Genomic DNA, 19,797 nt, shown 5'->3' with positions numbered 1-19,797 from the left:
CCTAGGGCTCACTGCGCGGTGGCTGTTGCCGATCCGGTCACAGCCACGGTGAAATCGTTGCGACCTGCAGGCGGCGCTCGGCTGGGTGTCCGCCTCCTCTTGGCCGGACCGGCAACTAGGCTTGCCCGGTGCAGGAAGAGTCCGATCTCGTCACCGGAGAGGCCGTCGTCCTCGACCTGCGGGTGGCCAAGCTCGCCAGCCGCGGCGTCGCTATGCTGATCGACGTGCTCGTGCAGGCGGCGTTCCTGCTGATCGTCGTGGTGGTCGTCGCCGTCGCTTCGCCCGACCTCGACCCGGCGCTGTCGGTCGCGCTGCTGCTGACGGTGTTCGTGCTCGTAGTGATCGGTTACCCCGTGCTGTTCGAGACGCTCAGCCGCGGCCGCTCGCTCGGCAAGCTCGCGCTCGGCCTGCGCGTGGTCCGGCTCGACGGCGGGCCCATCCGCTTCCGCCACGCTCTCACCCGCGCGCTCGCGGGCTTCTTCGTGGACTTCTGGGCACTGGGCTTCCTCGGCGCGGTGGCCGTGATCGTGTCGCTGAGCTCCTCGAACGGCCGCCGCGTCGGCGACTACCTCGCGGGCACGCTCGTGATCCGCGAACGCGTGCCGCACAGCGCGCAGGCGTACGTCGCGATGCCGCCGGGCCTCGAGGGGTGGGCCGCGCAACTCGACCTGTCCCGGCTGCCCGACGACCTGGCGCTCGCCGCCCGCCAGTTCCTCGCCCGGTTCCAGGAACTGCGGCCCGACGCCGCCGAAGCGCTCGGCTATGGGCTCGCCCAGCAGGTGGCGCACGCGATCGGTGTGGCGGTGCCCTACGGGATGCCGGCGTGGGTGTTCCTGTCGGCGGTGCTGGCCGAACGCCGCAACCGCGACCAGGCCCGGCTCGCGCAGCAGGTGTACGCGGGAGCGCAGGCACCGCAGCCCCCTTACCAGCAGCAACCGGCCTACCACGTGCCGTCGGCGGTGACCGGGTTCCAGCAGCCCTGGCACCAACCGCCGCCCTCGGACCGGCAACCAGCGCCCTCGGCGCACCAGTCGTCCTCGCCGCCGCAGCAGCGCAATGGCGCGGCCCCCGCGCAGGAGAGCCGGCCGCCGGAGCCGGAGAACCCGTTCACCCCGCCGAGCTGAGCCACCCGTGCTGATCGCCCCGGCCCTCGGCGTGACCGCCACCGCCACCGCCCACCCCGACGGGTCCGTCACGGTCGTCGAACGCGTCACGACCACGGCCCCGGCCACGCACCGGATCGCGCTGCGCGTGCCCGTCACCGACGACGAAAACCGGGTGTACACCGTCCGCGACGCCCGCGTCACCGGCGCCGGCCACCTCACCGAGGACGCCGGCGGCATCACCGCCGGCTACACCGGCGACGCCACCCTGACGTACACAGTGGACGGTGCCGTCGCCGGCGGCGGCCAGGTCCGCTGGCCCGTCACCGGCGGCTGGGACCAGGACCTCACCACGCTCACCGCCCGGCTGAGCGCGCCGGGCATCCCCACGTCTCCGATCTCCACGCCTCCAATATCCGCTTCTCCAATATCCACAGTGGACTGTTACGCCGGCGCCGCCGGTTCGGCCCGCCACTGCACGTTCTCCGAACTCGGCGCCGGCGGCGTGGCCACCGTCGAACAGGACGGCCTCCGCCGCGGCGACCGCGTCGACCTCGTGGTGCAGGTCCCGCCGGGCGCGCTGGCCGAGAACGCCCGGTTCGTCCGGGTCTCGCCGGTCACCGATTTCCTCACGGGACCCGGGATCCCGCTCGTCGCACTGGCCGTGCTACTGGCCGGCGCCGCGGCCACCTGGCTGCGGCGCCGCCGCGAAACCCGGCAGCGGGTGCTGGCCCGTGCTTAGGGTCGCCGTCCTCCTCGCGCTCGCGGCGCTCGTCTTCACCGCCACCCCAGCGCAGGCGCAGGACCTGCCCGTGCTGCCGCAGAGCGCCGAGGTCACCCTCAAGCTCCAGCGCGACGGCAGCCTGTCCGTCACCGAGGCCGTGTCGGTCCCGGCCGGCACGACGATGACCCGCACCCTCCCGCTGCGCACGTCCGCCGACGACGCCCACGACCGCCTGCTCACCGTGCGCGACCTGAGCATCGAAGGCGCCGGCAGCGCCGACACCACCGAAGACCAGGTCACCTTCGACCTGCGCGGCGGCACGTCGATCGTGCGCTACACGGTCGACGGAGTGGTCGGGCGCACGCTCGGCGTCGAGCAGGTGACGTGGGACGTCGCCGCCGGCTGGGACACCCGGCTCGAGCTCCTGCGCGCCACCTTCGCGGCGCCGAACCTGCCCGACGCGCTGACCTGCCTGGCCGGCCCGCCCGGCTCCGGCACGCCGTGCGGCGCCGCGCAGCTCGACCACTCGGGGCTCACCCGCGTTTCGGTGTCGAAGCTGGCCCCGGGCGATCGCGTGGAGCTCACCGCGGAGCTGCCCGCCGGCACGGTGCCCGCGAACGAGCACCTGGTGCCCGCGAGCACCCTGGCCGGCGCCTTCCTCGTGACGACCCCGGTCGTGGCTGCGTGGCTCGCCCTGGCGGTGCTGCTGCTCGCCGGGATCGCGCTGCTGGTCGTGGTGCGCCGCCGTGACCGCGCGACCGCGTTGCCCGTGCAGCTCCAGGTGGACGGGCAGTTCTCGTCGCCGCAAGGCGTGCTGCCCGGCCACGTCGGCGTGCTGTTGACCGGTCGCGCCGACGCGGTCGACGTCGCCGCGACCGTGCTCGACCTCTGCGTCCGCAACTACCTCTGGGTCACCGACGGTCCCGCCCTGCACCGCCGCAACCCGCCCGACGAGCAGCTCACCGCGTTCGAACGCGCGGTGTACGTAACGGTCGTGCCGGGGGAATCGGCGCGCCTGGCCCCCTTCACGGTCGAAGCCGACCCGCTCGCCGACGCCGTGCGCCGCGGCTGGCTCTCGCGCCGCCCGGCGCAGCTGGCCCGGGCGGGCATTCGCGGCTGCTGCTACGGCGCGTTTCTCACCGTCGTGCTCGCTTTCACCGTCGGCTACGCCCAGCTCGGCCTCGTCGTGCTGGGCGCCGGAGCCGCGCTCGTCCTGGGCGCGTCGTGGCTGCCGCTGCGGACGCCCAGCGGCACGTACCTGCGCGAACAGCTCCTCGGCCTGCGCGCCGTACTGCTCGCCGCGGAACCCGCCGACGACCTGGTGTTCGCCCGCGTGCTCCCGTACGCGCTCGCGCTGGACGTGCCGGCCCCGGCGCGTTCGCTGCAGGCGTACTGGTCCGACGCCGGCGACGACGCCGCCCGGACCAGGGCGTTCACGGCGGCGCTCGTGGCGGCCGCCGCAGGGACACGACACCGCGTGGGAGCGGTACCACCGGTCGAGCAGCGCGCCGCCACCTCTGCGTAGGGTGGGGGCATGGCCGATCCCGAGCTTCACCGTTTCACGATTGACAACGGTCTGCGCGTGGTGCTCGCCCCGGACCCGACCGCGCCGGTTGTCGGGGTCAGCGTGCACTACGACGTGGGCTTCCGTTCCGAGCCGGAGGGGTTGACGGGTTTCGCGCACCTCTTCGAGCACCTGATGTTCCAGGGCAGTGAAAGCCTGGAGAAGCTGGCCCACTTCCGCCATGTGCAGTCGAGCGGCGGGACCTTCAACGGGTCCACCCACCCCGACTACACCGACTACTTCGAGGTGCTGCCTTCGGCGGCGCTCGAACGCGCGCTGTTCCTCGAAGCCGACCGCATGCGCGCGCCGAAGCTGACCGCGGAGAACCTGGCGAACCAGATCGAGGTCGTCAAGGAGGAGATCCGCCTCAACGTGCGCAACCGGCCCTACGGCGGGTTCCCCTGGATCCTCCTGCCGCCGGTGCTGTACTCGACGTTCGCCAACGCTCACGACGGCTACGGCGCGTTCGAGGACCTCGAAGGCGCGACTCTCGACGACTGCGCGGCGTTCTTCGACACCTACTACTCGCCGGCCAACGCGGTGCTCACCGTCGCCGGCGACTTCGTCGTGGAGAACGCGAAAGCGCTGATCCAGAAGCACTTCGGCGACGTGCCGCACCGGCCGGCGCCGAACCGCCCGTCGTTCGCGGAACCGGTGCCGACGACCGAGCTGCACGGCGAGCACGAGGACGCGCACGCGCCGCTGCCCGCGCTCGCCGTGGGCTACCGCATGCCCGATCCCATCAACGACCTCGACGGTTATCTCGCGTACCTCGTGCTCGCCGGCGTCCTCACCGACGGTGACGGCTCCCGGCTGCAGCAGCGCCTCGTGCACCGCGAGCCGCTGGTCGTCGACATCGGCGCCGGCGCCGGGCTGTTCGGCCCGTTCGAGGCGCGCGACCCCGACACGTTCACGATCACCGCGATCCACCCGCCGGACGTGGCGCGCGAGCGCGTGCTGGCCGCCCTCGACGAGGAGCTCGAGAAGCTCGCGTCGACGCCGCCGGACGAGCAGGAGCTGAAGAAGGTGACGGCCCGCTGGGCCGCGAGCCTGCACTCGGAACACGACCGGCTGGTGTCGCGCACGCTGGCGTTCGGCGCGTTCGAGCTGCTGTACGGCGACGCGTCGCTGGTGCACCGGCTGGCCGACCGCATGTCGGCGGTCACCGGTGAAGCCGTGTCGGCCGCGGCGAAGGCGCTGCGCCCGGATGCGCGCGCCGTGCTCGTCGTGAAGCCCGCCAACTCCGAAGGGATGGACGAGCAGTGACCTCGGCTACGCACCGCAGTGCGGAGGAGATCGGCCGCACGGCCGTCGGCCCGCGTCCGCTGCCCGCGCTGGGTGAGCAGCGCGCCGCGGCCGAACTGTCCCACGTGGACACGACGCTGAGCAACGGCCTGCGCGTGCTGGCCGTGCGCAAGCCTTCCGTGCCGCTCGTGGAGGTGCGGCTGTGGATCCCGTTCGCGGGGGACGACAAGCTGCACCCGGCCACGGCGGAGGTCCTGGCCGAGACGCTGCTCACCGGCACGGCGAAGCGCGACCGCGTGGAGATCGACGCCGAGCTGGCGCTGATCGGTGGTGACCTCGGCGCGGGCGTGGACCCGGAACGGTTGTACGTCAACGGTTCCGCGCTGTCCGACGGCCTCCCGACGCTGCTCGAGGTGCTCGGGGACGTGCTCACCGGTGCCACCTACGGCGCGACCGAGGTGACGCGCGAACGCGAGCGGCTGATCGAGCGCATCGCGGTGTCGCGGACGCAGCCGCGCACGATCGCGCGCGAGGCGCTGCAGAAGCACCGCTACGGCGACCACCCGGTGACCCGTGAGGTCCCGGAGGCGGCCGACGTCGCCGTGGTCACCCCGGAGCAGGTGCGGGCGCTGCACGCGGCTTCGGTGCTGCCGCGCGGTTCCGTGCTCGTGGTGGTCGGTGACCTCGACCCGCAGGCCGTGCCGGCCGAGCTGGAGCGCGCGCTCGGCGGCTGGGCCTCGGACCGGTCGGCCGCGGTGCTGCCGGCGTTGCCGGAGCTGGCCGGTGGTGCTGTGCTGCTGGTGCCGCGCGCCGGCGCCGTGCAGTCGCAGATCCGGCTTTCGGCGCAGACGGTGACCCGCACCGACCCGCGGTACCCGGCGCTGCAGCTGGCGAACCTGGCGTTCGGCGGGTACTTCTCGTCGCGGCTGGTCGAGAACATCCGCGAGGACAAGGGGTACACCTACGGCGCCCACTCGGGGTTCGAGTTCACGGGGCAGAACGCCGTGGTGAACGTCGACGCCGACACCGCCAATGAGGTCACCGCGGCCGCGCTGCTGGAGACCCGCTACGAGCTGGGCCGGCTCGTGCTCGTGCCGCCGACGGCCGAAGAGGTCGAATCGGTGCGGCAGTACGCGATCGGCTCGCTGGTCACGTCGACGTCGTCGCAGGCGGGGCTGGCCGGGCAGCTGCTGGCGCTGGCGTCCACGGGCCTCGGCGTCGAGTGGCTGCAGGAGCACCCGGCGCGGCTGGCGGCGGTCACGGAGGAGCAGGTCGCGCAGGCGGCGCTGGACTTCTTCGCGCCCACGCGGTTCACCGGCGTGGTCGTCGGTGACGCCGACGTGCTCGCGCCGAAGCTGACAGCGCTGGGCGAGGTGACCGTGGGGTCCGAGACGGGCGAGCCGGCCTGATGACCGTCCCGTTCGCCCTCGGCACCCTGCCGACACTGTCACGTTCCACTGTGGACCGCCAGGAGATGTTGCGCACCAACCCGGAGCGGCTCCTCGAGAAGTGGTCCGAGGCCCGCGTCGTGCTGCTCGACGACACCGGCCGCACCCCGGTCGCCGAGGGCGGCTCGTCGCTCGCCACCCGCAAGGCCATCGACTTCGGCACGGAACCGCCGGCCGACGCGGTGTTCCTCGGCGAGTGGGAGGACACCGACTACTGGTCGCTCCCGGGCCGTGCCGAGGGCGACGCGGACACGGTGAAGATGGCCGGCAGCTGGGGTGTGGTCGAAGAGGTGCCCCGCGCGGACGGCGAGATCTGGGTCGAGCTGCGCGGCTACGGTGACCAGTTGGACGACACGTCGGCCGGCCTGTTCACCACCGCCCAAGCGCTGCGCCACTGGCGGCGCCAGGCCCGCTTCTGCACCCGCGACGGTTCGCCCACGAACCTCGTTCACTTCGGCTGGGCCAGCAAGTGCGAGGCCAAGGGCCACGAGGAGTACCCGCGCACCGACCCCGCGGTGATCTGCCTGGTCCACGACGAAGACGGGGTCAACGGGTCCCACGTGCTGCTCGCGCGCCAGCCCATCTGGCCGCCCGGCCGCTACTCCGTCCTCGCCGGCTTCGTCGAAGCCGGCGAGTCGCTGGAGGGCTGCGTCTCCCGCGAGATCGGCGAGGAGGTGGGGGTGGACGTGACGGACATCCGCTACCTGGGCAGCCAGCCGTGGCCGTTCCCGCGTTCGATCATGCTGGGTTTCACCGCCCGGGCTTCCCGCTCGCAGCCCTTGGTGCCGGCGGACGGCGAGATCGAAGAAGCGTTGTGGGTCTCCCGGGCCGAGCTGCGCGAGGCCTTCCGCAACAGCGGCACCGACGTCACCACCCCGATCGCGGAGGGTGCGGCGCAGATCCTGCTGCCGGGGAACTCGTCGATCGCCCGTGTGATGCTGAAGGCGTGGGCGGACGCCGAGGAGTGACTTTTCGCTGGTGATGAGGGCCCTTCCCGTACCGGGGAGGGCCCTCGTCGTTTCCGGGCGCTCCGTCCGGAGTGCCCCTGACACCGCGCGCGCACGGCTGGCTACGTAGGGCTTCCCCTGAAACCTCCGTGACGCCAAGCGTTACCCCCTCGTTCCACGCGCCCATTGACGCGGTGTGGCCCCGCTCACTACAGTCGCCCGAAACCGTCTGTAAAGTATCCTAATTAAGGGGACACGAGTGCGCGCCGGAAGCCCGCGGATGTTGCGCGAGATCAACGACCGCGCGGCGATCGAGGCGCTGCTGCGGAGCGGGCCGCTCACGCGCGCCGAGCTCGAGGTGGTCATCGGCCTGTCGAAGCCGGCCACAGCGCAACTGCTCACGCGCCTGGAGCAGGACAACCTGGTGGGCAAGGCGGGCGAGCGCGCGGGCGGCGGACGCGGACCGCGCGCGCAGCTGTGGGCCGTGAACGGCAGCCTCGCGCACGTCGCCGCCGTGGACCTGACGCCGCACGTCACGGACTTCGTGATCGCCGACGTGGCGGGCACGATCGGCGCGGAGTACCAGGTGCAGCTGCCCGTCCACGAGAACGCCGACGTGATCGGCACGTTCGGCAAGGCGCTCAAGCACGTCACCAGGAAAGCCGGCCTCGCACTCGACGACCTGGCCAACGTCGTCATCGGCGCGCAGGGTGCGTTCGACCCGCGCACAGGTCTGCTGTCCTCCGCGCCGCACATCCCCGGCTGGCTCGGGTTCGACGTCCCCGCGAAGCTCAGCGAAGAGCTCGGCCTCGCCGTGACCATCGAGAACGACGTGAACCTCGTGGCCGTCGAGGAGATGACCGCTGGGAAGGCCCGGGACGTCGACGACTTCGTGATGGTCTGGCTCTCCGAAGGGGTCGGTGGCGCCGTCGTCATCGGGCGGCGGCTGCTGCGCGGTGCGACGGGCGGCGGAGGCGAAATCGACTGGATGCGCGTACCCGACCCGGCCACTGTGGACACCGGCGACCGCTGGCCCGAAGCCGGCGCGCGGTTCGGCAACCTCGTCGACTCGCCCGGCATCACGCGCCTGGCGAAGGCCCACGGCCTCAGCGCCGAGACCGGGCCCGCCGCCGTCGCCGAGGCGAGGACCCAAGGCCGCCAAGCGTTCCTCGACGACCTCGCCCGCCGTGTCGCCGGGGGCCTGGCGAGCCTCGTCGCCGTCGCCGACCCGCAGCTCATCCTGCTGTCGGGCGAAACCAGCCGCGCCGGTGGCGAGGAGTTCGCCGCCACCGTGGCCGAGAAGCTGCACGCGCTCGTCCTGCCACGAACGCCCGTCGCGCTGGCTTCAGTGCAGGGCAACGCCGTGCGCGCGGGCGCCCTGCAGTCCGCGCTCGCCACCGCCCGTGAAGACGTCTTCGGCGTCGTCACCCCCACGCTCCGCGGGTCGCGCAGACCCACGGAGGGCACAGCGGGAGCGCCTCACCCGGCACTTCCGAGCTCAGCCCCGTCCCCGACCGAGTAACCACCCCACGAGGAGGAGGGTCATGGCCCCCACGACCCGCGTCCGCAGGATCGCGCGAAGGCGCGGTTCTCTGCTGCTGTCCGCCGCGGCGGCCGCCACGCTGCTGGTGACCACGGCCTGCGGCGCGGCCGCGCCGAGCGGCTCGGGCGACGCCGCGGCGCCGCCGAACAAGGACGACAAGCTCACCCTCACCGTCTACAGCAAGTTCACCGACCGCGAGTACGGCGTGGTCACCGCCGCGCTGAACAAGCTGAAGGCCAAGTACCCCAACATCACCATCAACCACGAGGGCAACCAGGACGACGACAAGCTCACCCAGTCGATCCGCGGCGGCAACCCGCCCGACGTGGCCATCTCCTTCTACACCGACAACCTCGGCGCCTGGTGCTCCACCGGCAGCTTCACCGACCTCAAGCCCTACCTCGACCGCGACAAGATCGACGTGAACCAGATCCCCGAAGCGGTCCGCAACTACACGTCCTACCAGGGCAAGCGCTGCGCCATGCCGATGCTCGCCGACGTCTACGGCCTCTACTACAACAAGGACATGTTCGCGGCGCACGGCATCAGCTCGCCGCCGAAGACCACGACCGAGCTGTTCGAGGACGCGAAGAAGCTGACCGAGTTCAACCCCGACGGCTCGATCAAGACGATGGGCTTCATCCCGTCGATGCCGTTCTACGCCAACCAGGCGCAGTACTGGGCCCCGAACTTCGGCGCGCAGTTCATCGGCCCGGACGGCAAGTCGTCGATCTCGTCCAGCCCCGGCTGGAAGGCGATGTTCGAGTTCCAGAAGAAGCTCATCGACTTCTACGGTGGCCACGACAAGGTCGAGAAGTTCAAGGCCGGTCTGGGCGACGAGTACTCCGCCGACAACGGCTTCCAGAAAGGCAAGCTGGCCATGATGTACGACGGTGAGTTCCGCACCGCGTTCATCAAGGACCAGACGCCGAACCTGAACTACGCCACCGCACCCGCGCCGGTGCTCGACAGCATGGCCGACCACTACGGCGCCGGCTTCGCCACCGGCACGATCATCGCGATCCCCAAGGGCGCCAAGAACCCAGGTGCCGCCTGGGAGCTGATCAAGCAGGTCACGCTCGACACCGACACGCTCGTGGACATGGCCAACGGCCTCAAGAACGTGCCCAGCACCACGGCTTCGCTGACCTCCCCGAAGCTCGACGTGCCGCCGCAGTTCAAGACGTTCCTCGACATCTACGGCAGCGGCAAGCTCGTCGCCAACCCGTCGACGCCGATCGGCGACGCGTTCCTCAAGGCGGTCAACGACTTCGCCGAGAAGTGGCAGGCCGGGTCCGTGCCGGACCTCGACGCCGGCCTCAAGCAGGTCGACGCGCAGGTCAACGACGAACTGGCGCAGAAGGGCGCCGGCGGATGACCTCCGTTCTGGAAGCCAAGACCCCGTCCGCACCGGCGAAGGTGCGGGCGGGGTCGGCCCGGGCCAAGCGCCGTCGCACGGTGTTCTTCTTCATGGCGCCGGCGACGCTGGGGTTCTTGATCTTCTTCGGGTACCCGCTCATCGCCACCGTCTACTACTCATTCACCCGCTACGACCTGATCAACCCGCCGCAGTGGATCGGGTTCGACAACTACGTGCGCATGTTCACCAGCGAGCCGCTGGTGAAGACCGCCGCGTACAACACGCTGTGGCTCGTGATCGTGCTGACGATCTGCCGGGTGCTGTTCTCGCTCGGCGTCGCGTCGGTGATCTCGCGGCTGAAGTCGGGCGTCGGCTTGGTCCGGACGCTCTGCTACCTGCCGACGCTCGCCCCGCCGGCCGCGGCGACGCTCGCGTTCGTCTTCGTGTTCAACCCGCAGTTCGGCCCGGTGAACCGGTTCTTGCACCTCGTCGGCATCGACGGCGGGTTGTGGTTCAACAGCCCCGCGATGGCGAAGCCGTCGCTCACGCTGCTGGCGCTGTGGGGCTCGGGTGAGCTGATGATCATCATCCTCGCCGCGCTGCTCGACGTGCCGGTCGAGCAGTACGAGGCGGCCGAGCTCGACGGCGCCGGCCCGATCCGCCGGTTCTGGCACGTCACACTGCCCTCGATTTCGCCGGTGCTGCTGTTCGGCGTGGTCAACTCGATGATCTACGCGCTGCAATTCTTCACGCAGGCCATCGTCGCGGCGTCCGCCTCGGCGGGCACGGCCGACGTGGCCGGCAACTCGAAGCTCATCGGCGCGCCGGAGAACTCGACACTGACCTACCCGATCTGGTTGTACGTGCAGGGTTTCCGCTACTTCAACATGGGTTACGCGGCGGCGATGGCCGTGCTGCTGTTCATCGTGTCCGCGGCGTTCACGTGGGTTCTCGTCAGGCAGTTGCGCAAAACCCAGCACCAGGAGGAGGGAGCATGAAGATATTCTTGCGCCGGCCTGTTCAGGTCCCCGACCGGGCGCGGGTGTCCCGCGTGGACGGAGTGGGGGCATGACCACCATTTCGGCTCCCGCGCCGGCTCCGGCGCCGCCCCGTGTGCAGTTCCGGCGCCGCTGGGACAAGCGGCTCGGGTTCATCGCGACGCACGCGGTCGGCATCGCGCTCGGCGTGATCTTCATGTTGCCGCTGTTGTTCGTGTTCCTCACCGCGGTGATGAAGAGCGACCAGGCGATGACGGCGAGCCTGTGGCCCACGGAATGGCACTTCGAGAATTTCGTCGAGGTGTTCAAGAAAGCGCCGCTGCTGGAGTACTTCGGCAACAGCCTGCTCTACTCGGCGCTGGCGACGGTCGGCGCGCTCGTTTCGGCGATCCCGGCGGCCTACGGGCTGGCGAAGCTGAAGTGGCGCGGCCAGAACCTGTTCTTCATGCTCACGGTGGCCGCGATGATGCTTCCGCCGCAGGTCACGGTCGTGCCGCTGTACGACCTGTGGGTGCGGATGGGCCTCACGGGCACTCTCGTTCCGCTGATCGTGCCGTATTTCTTCTTCGACGCGTTCTCGATCTTCCTGCTGCGCCAGTTTTTCCTTACCATCCCCAAGGATTACCTGGAAGCGGCCAAGATCGACGGCTGCAACGAGTTCCACGCCATGACCCGGGTGCTGCTCCCCATGGCCAAGCCCGGAATCGCGGCCACCGCGATGTTCTGTTTCCTGTTCACCTGGAACGACTACTTCGGACCGCTGCTCTACACCGGCGAGAACCAGGAGCACTGGCCGCTGTCGTTGGCCATCGCGTCGTTCCGCGGCATGCACCACGTGGAGTGGAATCTCACGATGGCCGCGACCGCGCTGATCATGGCACCGGTGATCGTGCTGTTCGTGTTCGCGCAGAAGTCGTTCGTCAAGGGCATCACTTTCACGGGAGTCAAGGGATGAAGCTGGCAGTCGTCGGTGGCGGGTCCACCTACACGCCGGAGCTGGTCGACGGCATCGCGGGGCGGCGGTCCAGTTTGGACATCGACGAGATCGTGCTGATCGACCCCGACGCCTACCGGGTGGAAGCGGTCGGCGGGTTCAGCCGGCGGCTGCTGGGCCACGCCGGCCACCCGGCCCGGGTGCGCACCACCGCGAGCCTCGAAGAGGGCGTCGACGGTGCGTCGGCGGTGCTCATCCAGCTGCGCGTCGGCGGACAGAAGGCGCGCGCGTCCGACGAGACGTTCCCGCACGTCTGCGGCTGCCTCGGCCAGGAGACGACAGGCGCGGGTGGGCTCGCCAAGGCCCTGCGGACGGTGCCGGTGGTGCTCGACATCGCCGAACGCGTGCGCAAGGTCGCGGGTGACGACACGTGGATCGTGAACTTCACGAACCCCGTCGGCATCGTCACGCGCGCACTGCTGCAGGAGGGGCACCGCGCGGTCGGGCTGTGCAACGTCGCGATCAACCTGCAGCGCAAGTTCGCGAAGCTGCTGGGTGCGTCGACCGACGCGGTACGGCTCGTCCACACCGGACTCAACCACCTGAGCTGGGAACGCGGGGTGCTCGTCGACGGTGTCGACCGGCTGCCCGAGCTGCTGGAGCGCCACGCCGAGTACCTGGGCGAGGAGGTGACCGCGCCAGTCGAGTGGATGCGGCGGATGAACGCCGTGCCCTCGTACTACCTGAAGTACTACTACGCGCACGATGCGCAGGTGGCCAAGCAGCTCACCGAACGGCCGCGCGCCGAGGTCGTGAGCGACGTCGAGGAGGAGCTGCTCAAGATCTACCTCGACCCGGAGCAGGTCACCAAGCCGGAGTCGCTCGAGAAGCGTGGTGGCGCGTACTACTCGGAGGCCGCGGTGCAGCTCGTGCACGCGCTCACCGGTGGTGGGCCGGCCGAGGAGCACGTGGTGAACTTGCGCAACGACGGTACGTTCGGCTTCCTGCCCGACGACGCCGTGATCGAGGTATCGTCCACTGTGGATTCCACCGGGGCGCGGCCGATCCCGCAGCAGGCGGTGGAGCCGCGGTTCGCCGGGCTGATCGCGGCCGTGACGGCGTACGAGTTCCTCGCGCTGGAAGCCGCGGTGAAGGGCGGGCGCGACCGTGTGGCCGACGCGCTGCTGGCCCACCCGCTGATCGGCCAGTACACCAAGGCCGGCCGGCTGGCCGACGAGCTCGTGACGCGCAACCGCGATTTCCTGCCGTGGGCGCGCGCATGAGCGACCCGGCCGCGCCCGCGGTCGTGGCCATCGACGGGGGGAACAGCAAGACCGAGGTGCTCGTGGTGTCGCGCGAGGGTGCCGTGCTCGCCGAAGCGCGCGGCCCCGGCGCGTCGCCGCAGAACGTCGGTGTCGCCGGGTGCGTCGCCGCGCTGGAGACGCTGGTGCTGGCGGCGGTGACGTCGGCGGGCCTGCCCTCGACGCGGCCGTTCGGCGTCCACACGTCGGCCTACCTCGCGGGGCTCGACTTCCCCCGGGAGGAGGCGGCGCTGCACGAGGCGTTGTCCGCGCGCGGCTGGAGTTCAACGCTGCACGTGGGCAACGACGTGCTCGCCCTGCTGCGGGCCGGCAGCTCCGACGGCACGGGCGTGGCGGTGGTGTGCGGCGCCGGGATCAACGGCGCCGGCGTCGGCCCGGACGGGCGAGTGCACCGCTTCCCCGCGCTGGGCAAGATCTCCGGCGACTGGGGCGGCGGCTACCGCCTCGGCGAAGAGGCCCTGTGGTGGGCGGTGCGGGCCGAGGACGGCCGGGGCCCGTCGACGGCGCTGCGGGCGGCGGTCAGCGGGTTCTTCGGGGTACCCCGGGTGTTCGACGTCGTGCAGGGCCTGCACTTCAAGGAGATCGACTCCGCCCGGATCCACGGCCTGTGCCCGTTGCTGTTCGCCGTCGCGGCCGACGGGGACGAGGTCGCGCAACAGGTGGTGACGCGGTTCGTGGAGGAGGTCAGCGTGTTCGCGGCCGTGATCCTGCGGCGGCTGGACCTGACCCAGGGCACGCCTGAGGTCGTGCTCGGCGGGGGAGTGCTGACGGGGGTCGGCCCCGCGGTGATCGCCGAGATCGAACGGCGCTGCCTGAAGGTGGCGCCACGGGCGCAGGTGCGGGTGGTCGACGTGAACCCGGTGGTGGGCGCCGCGCTGTTCGGTTTGGACGAACTGGGAGCCTCGGCGGTGGCCAAGGCCGCGCTGAAGGCGGCGACCCAGCGGAGCTGACGCGAGCGGGCGGTGTCCGGTGTGGACACCGCCCGCCGCTGCCCGGTCAGGCCGCCGCGATGCCCTTCCCTGTCTCCAGCACGGACTTGAGGTCCGAGAGGACCCACGCCCAGCCGCCACCCGCGTTCTCGCCGGGCCCGGCATCGACGTTCTCCTGCGAGCCCGACACCAGGGCCGCGTGCGCGGGGGCACCGGTGACGTCGTGAGTCACCGTGAGTCTGGTGCCCGCGGTCTTCGTCTCTTCGATGTCGTAGGTCAGCGTGGTGTACGGCTCGGCGATGAGACTCGGGTCCATCAGCAGCTTCCACGTGATCACGAGCCGCCGGGGCGGGTCGGACTCCAGCACCTCGCCGTCGAGCAGGTCACTGGTGAACCCGGCGTCGACGAACTCCTGCGTCGGCTTGGTGCGGTGCTTGCCGCCCTGGCGCAGGTCGAACTCGGCCAAGCCGGAGTACCCGTACTTCTGCGTCCACTCCGGCTTGGTGATCGCGTCCCAGATCGCCTGCGGCGTCGCGCGGATGTACACACGGTTGACCTGCACGGTCTTCGTCTCGGTCATTTCGGTGGCTCCCTCTCCAGCTCGGCCTTCAGTTCCGTCAGCGCCGACACGTGGCGCTCGGTGTACTTGTCGATCCACCGGTCGTGGATCTCCCTGATGGGCACGGGATTCAGGAAGTGCCGCTTCTCCCGCCCCTCCTTCCGGGTGACGACCAGCCCGGCTTGCTCGAGCAGCTTCAGGTGCTTCATGACCCCGAACCGGGTCATGTCCACTTCGGACTCCAGCTCCGTCAGCGTCTGGCCGTCGTGCTCGAACAACCGATCCAGCAGCAACCGGCGGGTGGGATCCGCCAGCGCCTTGAAAATCAGGTCGTCGTCGTGCACACCGCGAGATTAGGTGACCAAAAGGTCACATGTCAATCAGAACTGAACCAGATTGCGCCGGTTGTCCGAATCAGCGACTGCGCGTGCTCGCCGGGGAACGTCCCGTGACCCGCTTGAACGCCGCGCTGAACGCGCTTTCCGAGCTGTACCCCCACCGTGTCGCGACAGCAGCCACGGTCTTGCCATCGGCCAGGTCCTGGGCCGCGCCGGTCATGCGGCGGTGCAGCAGGTAGTCCATCGGCGCGAAGCCCACCAGTGCCTTGAAGCGGGTGGCGAACACCGTCCGCGACATGCGCGCCACGGCGGCCAGCCGCGCGACTGTCCACGGGGCACCCGGGTGCCGGTGCATCGCCGTCAGCGCCGCACCGACGGCGGGGTCGCGGAACGCGCCCAGCCAGCCCGGCGCACCACCCGGGCCGAGCAGCGACCGCAAGACCTGCAAGGACAAGATCTGGGTCAAGTGCTCCCGCATCACGGCGCCACCGGGCTGGGCCGCGGACGTCTCGAAGGCCAGCAGCCGCAGGGTCGAATTCAGCACCGCCGCCGTGTGGGCGTCGGTGATGCGGGCCGCCGAGCCCAGGTCCTCCAGCAGCACGGCCATGGCCGGGTCCGCGAAGTCCAGGGTGCCCCCCACCAGCGCGGTGTCCGCGGCGGAGCCGACCCGGCCGGCCGAATCCACGAACAGCGAACGGCTCTCCACCGGCGGCACGTCCGGAGCGCTGGCCGTCACGTACGCGGCATCCCGGCCGACGACGTAGCAGTCGCCCGGCTCCAGCAGCACCGGCGGCGCATCCTCCGGCACCAGCCACGCCGAACCAGCTGTCACGGTGATCACCTTCGCGTGCGCGGCACCGCCGAAGCGCACCGCCCAGTCGCCGCCGGCTGTCAGCGACGCGGGGGCGGACGGGCGGACGGCCACCAGCGACAGCACGTCCGACAGCGGGTCCGGACGATCCAGCACGAGCTCCGAACGTTCGCTCATGGTCCGCGGCCACCGCCCTTCCTAGTGTGGGAGAAGTCCAAGACCGAAAGGACTCACCGTGCAGTACCAACAACTCGGGGCCACCGGAACTTTCGTGTCCAGGATCGCACTGGGCACGATGACGTTCGGCGGTGCCGGCACCCCGCCGTGGGACGTGGTCGGCGGGCTGGACCTCAAGGCGGCCGACGAGCTGGTCGGGATGGCCCTCGACGCGGGCGTGAACCTCGTCGACACCGCCGACATGTACGCGGGCGGGGAAACCGAGGAGTTCCTCGGCACGATCCTCAAGGGCCGTCGCCGCGACGTCGTCCTCGCCACCAAGGCGTACTCGCGCATGGGCCCGGGCCCGAACGACGTCGGCCTTTCGCGCGTGCACCTGATGAACGCGCTCGAAGACAGCCTGCGCCGGCTGGGCACCGACCACATCGACCTCTACCAGATCCACGCCCACGACCACCTGACGCCGATCGAGGAGACCCTGTCCGCCCTCGACGACGCCGTCCGCCAGGGCAAGGTCCGCTACGTCGGCGCGTCGAACACCTTCGCGTGGCAGCTCGCCCAGGCGCTGGGCGTGGCCGACCTGCGCGGCTACCCGCGGTTCGTCTCGCTGCAGGCCTACTACTCGCTCGTCGGCCGCGACCTCGAACGCGAGATCCTGCCGCTGGTCCGTGACACGAACCTCGGCCTGCTCGTCTACAGCCCGCTCGCCGGCGGCTTCCTGACCGGCAAGTTCACCCGCGACGGCCACGACGCCTCCGCCCGCCGAGCCCAGGCCGACAACCCGCCGATCGACCGCGAACGCGGGTACGACATCGTCGACGTCCTGCGCAAGATCGCCGAAAAGCACGAAACGACCGTCGCGCGGACCGCGCTGGCCTGGGTGCTCGCACAGCCGGGCGTGACCAGCGTGATCGTCGGCGCGAAGCGGCCCGCCCAGCTGCGGGAGAACCTCGCCGCCGCCGACGTCCGGCTCGACGAGCAGGATCTCGCCGAGCTGGACGCCGTCAGCGCGCTGCCGATCGAGTACCCGGCCTGGACGCTGCGGGGCGCGTACCCGTACCGGACTCCGCAAGCCGGCTAGAGCAGCGCCCCCAGCGGCAGGATGAGGACGATCGCCACCACCGAGATCACGGTCTCCATCACCGACCAGGTCTTCAGCGTCTGCCCGACCGACATCCCGAAGTACTCCTTGACCAGCCAGAACCCGGCGTCGTTCACGTGCGACAGGAACAGCGAGCCGGCGCCGATGGCGAGGACCAGCAGGGCGTTGTGGGTCGGGTCGAGGGTCGCGGCCAGCGGGGCGACGATGCCAGCGGCCGACACCGTGGCCACAGTCGCCGACCCGGTCGCGAGGCGGATCGCGACGGCGACGAGCCAGCCGAGCAGCAGTGGCGACAGGTGGGCGCCGGTCGAGAGGTTCGTGATCACGCCGCCGACGCCGGCGTCCACCAGGGTCTGCTTGAACCCGCCGCCCGCGGCGACGATCAGCATGATGCCCGCGATCGGTGCGAGCGACTCGCTGATCACGGTCGACAGCTTCGTTCGGTGCAGGCCCGCGGGGCGGCCCAGGGTGACCATGCCGACGAGCACCGCGAGCAGCAGCGCCACCAGCGGGTCGCCGACGAAGTCGAGCACGCGGCGGACGGCGTCGTCCTTGCCCAGCAGGATGTCCGACAGGGCCTTCAGCAGCATCAGCACCACGGGCAGCAGCACCGTCGTCAGCGTGATGCCGAAGCTGGGCCGCCGATCGAGCTCGGTGCTCTCCGATTCGGGCACCAGGCGTTTCGGCGGCTCGGCGGCCGGCACCCACCGCGACGCGACGCGGCTGAACAGCGGGCCGGCGACGACCACCGTCGGAATGCCGACGAGCAGGCCGAGTGCGAGAGTGATGCCGACGTTGGCACCCAGCGCGCCCGCGGCGGCCAGCGGTCCGGGGTGTGGGGGGATCAGGCCGTGGAGCACGGACAGGCCGGCGAGCGCTGGAATGCCCAGCAGCAGCACGGGTTTCCCGCTGCGCTTGGCGACCAGCAGTACCACCGGGATCAGCATCACGAGGCCGATTTCGAAGAACATCGGCAACCCGATCAGCGCGGCCACCAGTGCCATCGCCCACGGCAGTCCCTTGCCGTGCACGCGCCCGAGGATCGTGTCGACGATCCGGTCCGCGCCCCCGGAATCGGCCAGCAGCTTGCCGAGCATCGCGCCGAACGCGATCAGCAACCCGACCGAAGCAACGGTGCTGCCGACGCCGGTTTCGAAGCTCTTCAGCAGCTTGTCCACGGGCATGCCGGCGACGATGCCGAGCACGCCCGAACCGATCGTCAGCGCGAGCAGCGGGTGGAGCTTCAGCCGGCTGATCAGGATGACGATCACGGCGATGGCGAGCACCGTCGCCAGGATCAGGCGGGTGTCGTGGCCGGTCCAGCCGGCGGCGAGGGTGGTCATGCACGCTCCCGGAACGCGACGAGCGCCGCCTCGACGAGGTCGGCGGGAGGATCGGTGATTTCGACGACGCGGCCCGGCTCGTCGGGCTGCAGCGGCTCGAGGTCCGCGAGCTGGGAGTCGAGCAGGGACACGGGAAAGAAGTGGCCCTCGCGGTTCTTGATGCGCTCGGCGAGCAGGTCGCGTTCACCGTGCAGGTGGAGGAACCAGACCTTGCCGCCCTCGCGCAGTTCGTCGCGGTAGCGGCGCTTGAGCGCGGACGACGACACGACCCCGCCGGTCCGCTGGTGCCCGGCGATCCACTTCTCGATCGCCCGCAGCCACGGCTCGCGGTCTTCGTCCGTGAGCGGGTGCCCGGCGCTCATCTTCTCGATGTTGGCCTTCGGGTGGAACGCGTCAGCCTCGGCGTACTCGACGCCGAGCCGCTCGGCGAGCTGCTCGCCGACCGTCGTTTTCCCCGAGCCGGACACGCCCATCACTACGATGACGGTCATCCGCACCTCCTTTTGTCCGGAAAAGTCAAGCTCAAAAGTCGTACTTATTCAACAAGAAGTACTACTTAATCGAACCAGCCCGGTAGGTTGGCGGGATGGGGAGTGACCGGCACGAGGAAGTCCTCGACCTGCTGGGCGCCGCGATCGCCGACGGCGAGCTGGCGCCGGGCTCCGTGCTGCGCTCCGATGAGCTGCAGGAACGCTTCGGCGCCTCGCGCACGGTCGCGCGTGAGGTAGTGCGCGTGCTCGAGACGATGGGGCTCACCACGAGCCGGCGCCGCGTCGGCGTGATCGTGCGTGACCCGGCCGACTGGAACCACTACGACCCGCGGCTCATCCGCTGGCAGCTCGACGGCGCGGCCCGCCCGTCGGCGCTGCGGACGCTCAACGAACTGCGCTCGGGCGTCGAACCGTCGGCCGCCCGGTTCGCGGCGCTGCGGGCGACGCCGGAAGACCGCGGCCGCTTGCGCGCGCTCGGCCGCCGGCTGGAGGAGACGGCGAAGGCACGTGATCTCACCACGTTCCTTGGCCACGACATCGCGTTCCACGACCTGCTGCTCACCGCGTCGGGCAATCCGATGTTCGCGCAGCTGTCGTCGGTGGTCGCCGAGGTGCTCGCCGGGCGCACGTCCCACGGCCTGATGCCCCCGGAACCGCAGCCCGAAGCCGTCGCGCTGCACCTGGAGGTCGCGGCCGCCGTCGACGCCGGTGACGCGGATCGCGCCGAGTCCGCCATGCGCGCCATCGTGGACCAGGCACGCGACGAAATCGCCGCCGCGGTGTCGAGTAACCTCGGCGGGCAGTGAGCCGCTGATCCGCGGCTGTCCCCGAAAACACTTCCCGTTCCCCGGAGGGCTGC

The 19,797-nt window shown here is 70.8% G+C and carries 19 protein-coding genes; 14 read left to right on the top strand and 5 right to left on the bottom strand.

The annotated features are described in order from the left end of the window. Positions 1 to 128 precede the first annotated feature (128 nt). The 12 genes from I6J71_RS38400 (at position 129) to I6J71_RS38345 (ending at position 14,138) form a co-directional block, all read left to right on the top strand. Positions 129 to 1,124, top strand: coding sequence for an RDD family protein (locus tag I6J71_RS38400; RefSeq protein ID WP_204091335.1), 996 nt, complete (start codon positions 129 to 131; stop codon positions 1,122 to 1,124). A gap of 7 nt (positions 1,125 to 1,131) precedes the next feature. After that, a complete protein-coding gene (locus I6J71_RS38395; protein WP_239154152.1) occupies positions 1,132 to 1,845 on the top strand; it encodes a DUF2207 domain-containing protein in 714 nt (237 codons plus the stop codon). Next, complete coding sequence (locus I6J71_RS38390; protein WP_204091333.1) at positions 1,838 to 3,352, top strand: DUF2207 domain-containing protein; 1,515 nt, start codon at positions 1,838 to 1,840, stop codon at positions 3,350 to 3,352. The genes I6J71_RS38395 and I6J71_RS38390 overlap by 8 nt, the downstream gene beginning before the upstream one ends. 9 nt (positions 3,353 to 3,361) lie before the next feature. Further along, the gene (locus I6J71_RS38385; RefSeq protein ID WP_204091332.1) at positions 3,362 to 4,657 is read left to right on the top strand and encodes a pitrilysin family protein; all 1,296 of its coding nucleotides are present in this window, start codon (positions 3,362 to 3,364) and stop codon (positions 4,655 to 4,657) included. Beyond that, on the top strand, positions 4,654 to 6,045 hold the full coding sequence (locus tag I6J71_RS38380) for a pitrilysin family protein (protein ID WP_204091331.1): 1,392 nt from the start codon (positions 4,654 to 4,656) through the stop codon (positions 6,043 to 6,045). Before I6J71_RS38385 ends, I6J71_RS38380 begins: the two co-directional genes overlap by 4 nt. Continuing rightward, a complete protein-coding gene (gene nudC / locus I6J71_RS38375; protein ID WP_204091330.1) occupies positions 6,045 to 7,052 on the top strand; it encodes an NAD(+) diphosphatase in 1,008 nt (335 codons plus the stop codon). Before I6J71_RS38380 ends, nudC begins: the two co-directional genes overlap by 1 nt. 259 nt (positions 7,053 to 7,311) lie before the next feature. Beyond that, positions 7,312 to 8,553, top strand: coding sequence for an ROK family transcriptional regulator (locus I6J71_RS38370; protein ID WP_204097444.1), 1,242 nt, complete (start codon positions 7,312 to 7,314; stop codon positions 8,551 to 8,553). Positions 8,554 to 8,575: 22 nt separating this feature from the next. Continuing rightward, entirely contained in the window at positions 8,576 to 9,952 is a 1,377-nt protein-coding gene (locus I6J71_RS38365) for an extracellular solute-binding protein (protein ID WP_204091329.1), read from the top strand. Next, complete coding sequence (locus I6J71_RS38360) at positions 9,949 to 10,932, top strand: carbohydrate ABC transporter permease (RefSeq protein ID WP_204091328.1); 984 nt, start codon at positions 9,949 to 9,951, stop codon at positions 10,930 to 10,932. Before I6J71_RS38365 ends, I6J71_RS38360 begins: the two co-directional genes overlap by 4 nt. Positions 10,933 to 11,002: 70 nt before the next feature. Continuing rightward, complete coding sequence (locus I6J71_RS38355) at positions 11,003 to 11,887, top strand: carbohydrate ABC transporter permease (RefSeq protein ID WP_204091327.1); 885 nt, start codon at positions 11,003 to 11,005, stop codon at positions 11,885 to 11,887. After that, positions 11,884 to 13,149: a 6-phospho-beta-glucosidase gene (locus I6J71_RS38350; protein WP_204091326.1), complete on the top strand. Its 1,266-nt coding sequence runs from the start codon at positions 11,884 to 11,886 to the stop codon at positions 13,147 to 13,149. Before I6J71_RS38355 ends, I6J71_RS38350 begins: the two co-directional genes overlap by 4 nt. Further along, on the top strand, positions 13,146 to 14,138 hold the full coding sequence (locus I6J71_RS38345; RefSeq protein ID WP_204091325.1) for an N-acetylglucosamine kinase: 993 nt from the start codon (positions 13,146 to 13,148) through the stop codon (positions 14,136 to 14,138). Before I6J71_RS38350 ends, I6J71_RS38345 begins: the two co-directional genes overlap by 4 nt. A gap of 46 nt (positions 14,139 to 14,184) precedes the next feature. Here the strand turns inward: I6J71_RS38345 and I6J71_RS38340 are convergent, their stop codons facing one another. The 3 genes from I6J71_RS38340 to I6J71_RS38330 form a co-directional block, all read right to left on the bottom strand. After that, positions 14,185 to 14,697, bottom strand: coding sequence for an SRPBCC domain-containing protein (locus I6J71_RS38340; RefSeq protein ID WP_204091324.1), 513 nt, complete (start codon positions 14,695 to 14,697; stop codon positions 14,185 to 14,187). Continuing rightward, positions 14,694 to 15,020, bottom strand: a complete 327-nt coding sequence (locus I6J71_RS38335) for a helix-turn-helix transcriptional regulator (protein ID WP_204091323.1) — start codon at positions 15,018 to 15,020, stop codon at positions 14,694 to 14,696. The genes I6J71_RS38340 and I6J71_RS38335 overlap by 4 nt, the downstream gene beginning before the upstream one ends. 70 nt (positions 15,021 to 15,090) lie before the next feature. Next, a complete protein-coding gene (locus tag I6J71_RS38330; protein WP_204091322.1) occupies positions 15,091 to 16,002 on the bottom strand; it encodes an AraC family transcriptional regulator in 912 nt (303 codons plus the stop codon). A gap of 94 nt (positions 16,003 to 16,096) precedes the next feature. Between I6J71_RS38330 and I6J71_RS38325 the strand changes: the two genes are divergently transcribed. Continuing rightward, positions 16,097 to 17,083 carry an aldo/keto reductase gene (locus I6J71_RS38325; protein ID WP_239154151.1) on the top strand — a complete coding sequence of 329 codons (987 nt, stop codon included), beginning with the start codon at positions 16,097 to 16,099 and terminating at the stop codon, positions 17,081 to 17,083. On the opposite strand, the gene I6J71_RS38320 is transcribed toward I6J71_RS38325, so the two are convergent. Then, positions 17,080 to 18,447, bottom strand: a complete 1,368-nt coding sequence (locus tag I6J71_RS38320) for a gluconate:H+ symporter (protein ID WP_204091321.1) — start codon at positions 18,445 to 18,447, stop codon at positions 17,080 to 17,082. The genes I6J71_RS38325 and I6J71_RS38320 overlap by 4 nt on opposite strands. Continuing rightward, positions 18,444 to 18,938, bottom strand: a complete 495-nt coding sequence (locus I6J71_RS38315; RefSeq protein ID WP_204091320.1) for a gluconokinase — start codon at positions 18,936 to 18,938, stop codon at positions 18,444 to 18,446. The genes I6J71_RS38320 and I6J71_RS38315 overlap by 4 nt, the downstream gene beginning before the upstream one ends. Before the next feature lie 95 nt (positions 18,939 to 19,033). Between I6J71_RS38315 and I6J71_RS38310 the strand changes: the two genes are divergently transcribed. Next, on the top strand, positions 19,034 to 19,744 hold the full coding sequence (locus tag I6J71_RS38310) for a FadR/GntR family transcriptional regulator (RefSeq protein WP_204091319.1): 711 nt from the start codon (positions 19,034 to 19,036) through the stop codon (positions 19,742 to 19,744). Positions 19,745 to 19,797 lie beyond the last annotated feature (53 nt).

It is taken from the genome of Amycolatopsis sp. FDAARGOS 1241 (genome assembly GCF_016889705.1).
Lineage (GTDB): Bacteria > Actinomycetota > Actinomycetes > Mycobacteriales > Pseudonocardiaceae > Amycolatopsis.
This window is presented reverse-complemented; position numbering and strand designations above follow the sequence as displayed.

Bases quoted from the DNA above. Each gene is read 5' to 3' on its own strand.
- I6J71_RS38385 (WP_204091332.1), top strand. From the start codon at position 3,362: ATGGCCGATCCCGAGCTTCACCGTTTCACGATTGACAACGGTCTGCGC.
- nudC (WP_204091330.1), top strand. From the start codon at position 6,045: ATGACCGTCCCGTTCGCCCTCGGCACCCTGCCGACACTGTCACGTTCC.
- I6J71_RS38370 (WP_204097444.1), top strand. From the start codon at position 7,312: ATGTTGCGCGAGATCAACGACCGCGCGGCGATCGAGGCGCTGCTGCGG.
- I6J71_RS38365 (WP_204091329.1), top strand. From the start codon at position 8,576: ATGGCCCCCACGACCCGCGTCCGCAGGATCGCGCGAAGGCGCGGTTCT.
- I6J71_RS38360 (WP_204091328.1), top strand. From the start codon at position 9,949: ATGACCTCCGTTCTGGAAGCCAAGACCCCGTCCGCACCGGCGAAGGTG.
- I6J71_RS38355 (WP_204091327.1), top strand. From the start codon at position 11,003: ATGACCACCATTTCGGCTCCCGCGCCGGCTCCGGCGCCGCCCCGTGTG.
- I6J71_RS38350 (WP_204091326.1), top strand. From the start codon at position 11,884: ATGAAGCTGGCAGTCGTCGGTGGCGGGTCCACCTACACGCCGGAGCTG.
- I6J71_RS38345 (WP_204091325.1), top strand. From the start codon at position 13,146: ATGAGCGACCCGGCCGCGCCCGCGGTCGTGGCCATCGACGGGGGGAAC.
- I6J71_RS38340 (WP_204091324.1), bottom strand. From the start codon at position 14,697: ATGACCGAGACGAAGACCGTGCAGGTCAACCGTGTGTACATCCGCGCG.
- I6J71_RS38330 (WP_204091322.1), bottom strand. From the start codon at position 16,002: ATGAGCGAACGTTCGGAGCTCGTGCTGGATCGTCCGGACCCGCTGTCG.
- I6J71_RS38320 (WP_204091321.1), bottom strand. From the start codon at position 18,447: ATGACCACCCTCGCCGCCGGCTGGACCGGCCACGACACCCGCCTGATC.
- I6J71_RS38315 (WP_204091320.1), bottom strand. From the start codon at position 18,938: ATGACCGTCATCGTAGTGATGGGCGTGTCCGGCTCGGGGAAAACGACG.
- I6J71_RS38310 (WP_204091319.1), top strand. From the start codon at position 19,034: ATGGGGAGTGACCGGCACGAGGAAGTCCTCGACCTGCTGGGCGCCGCG.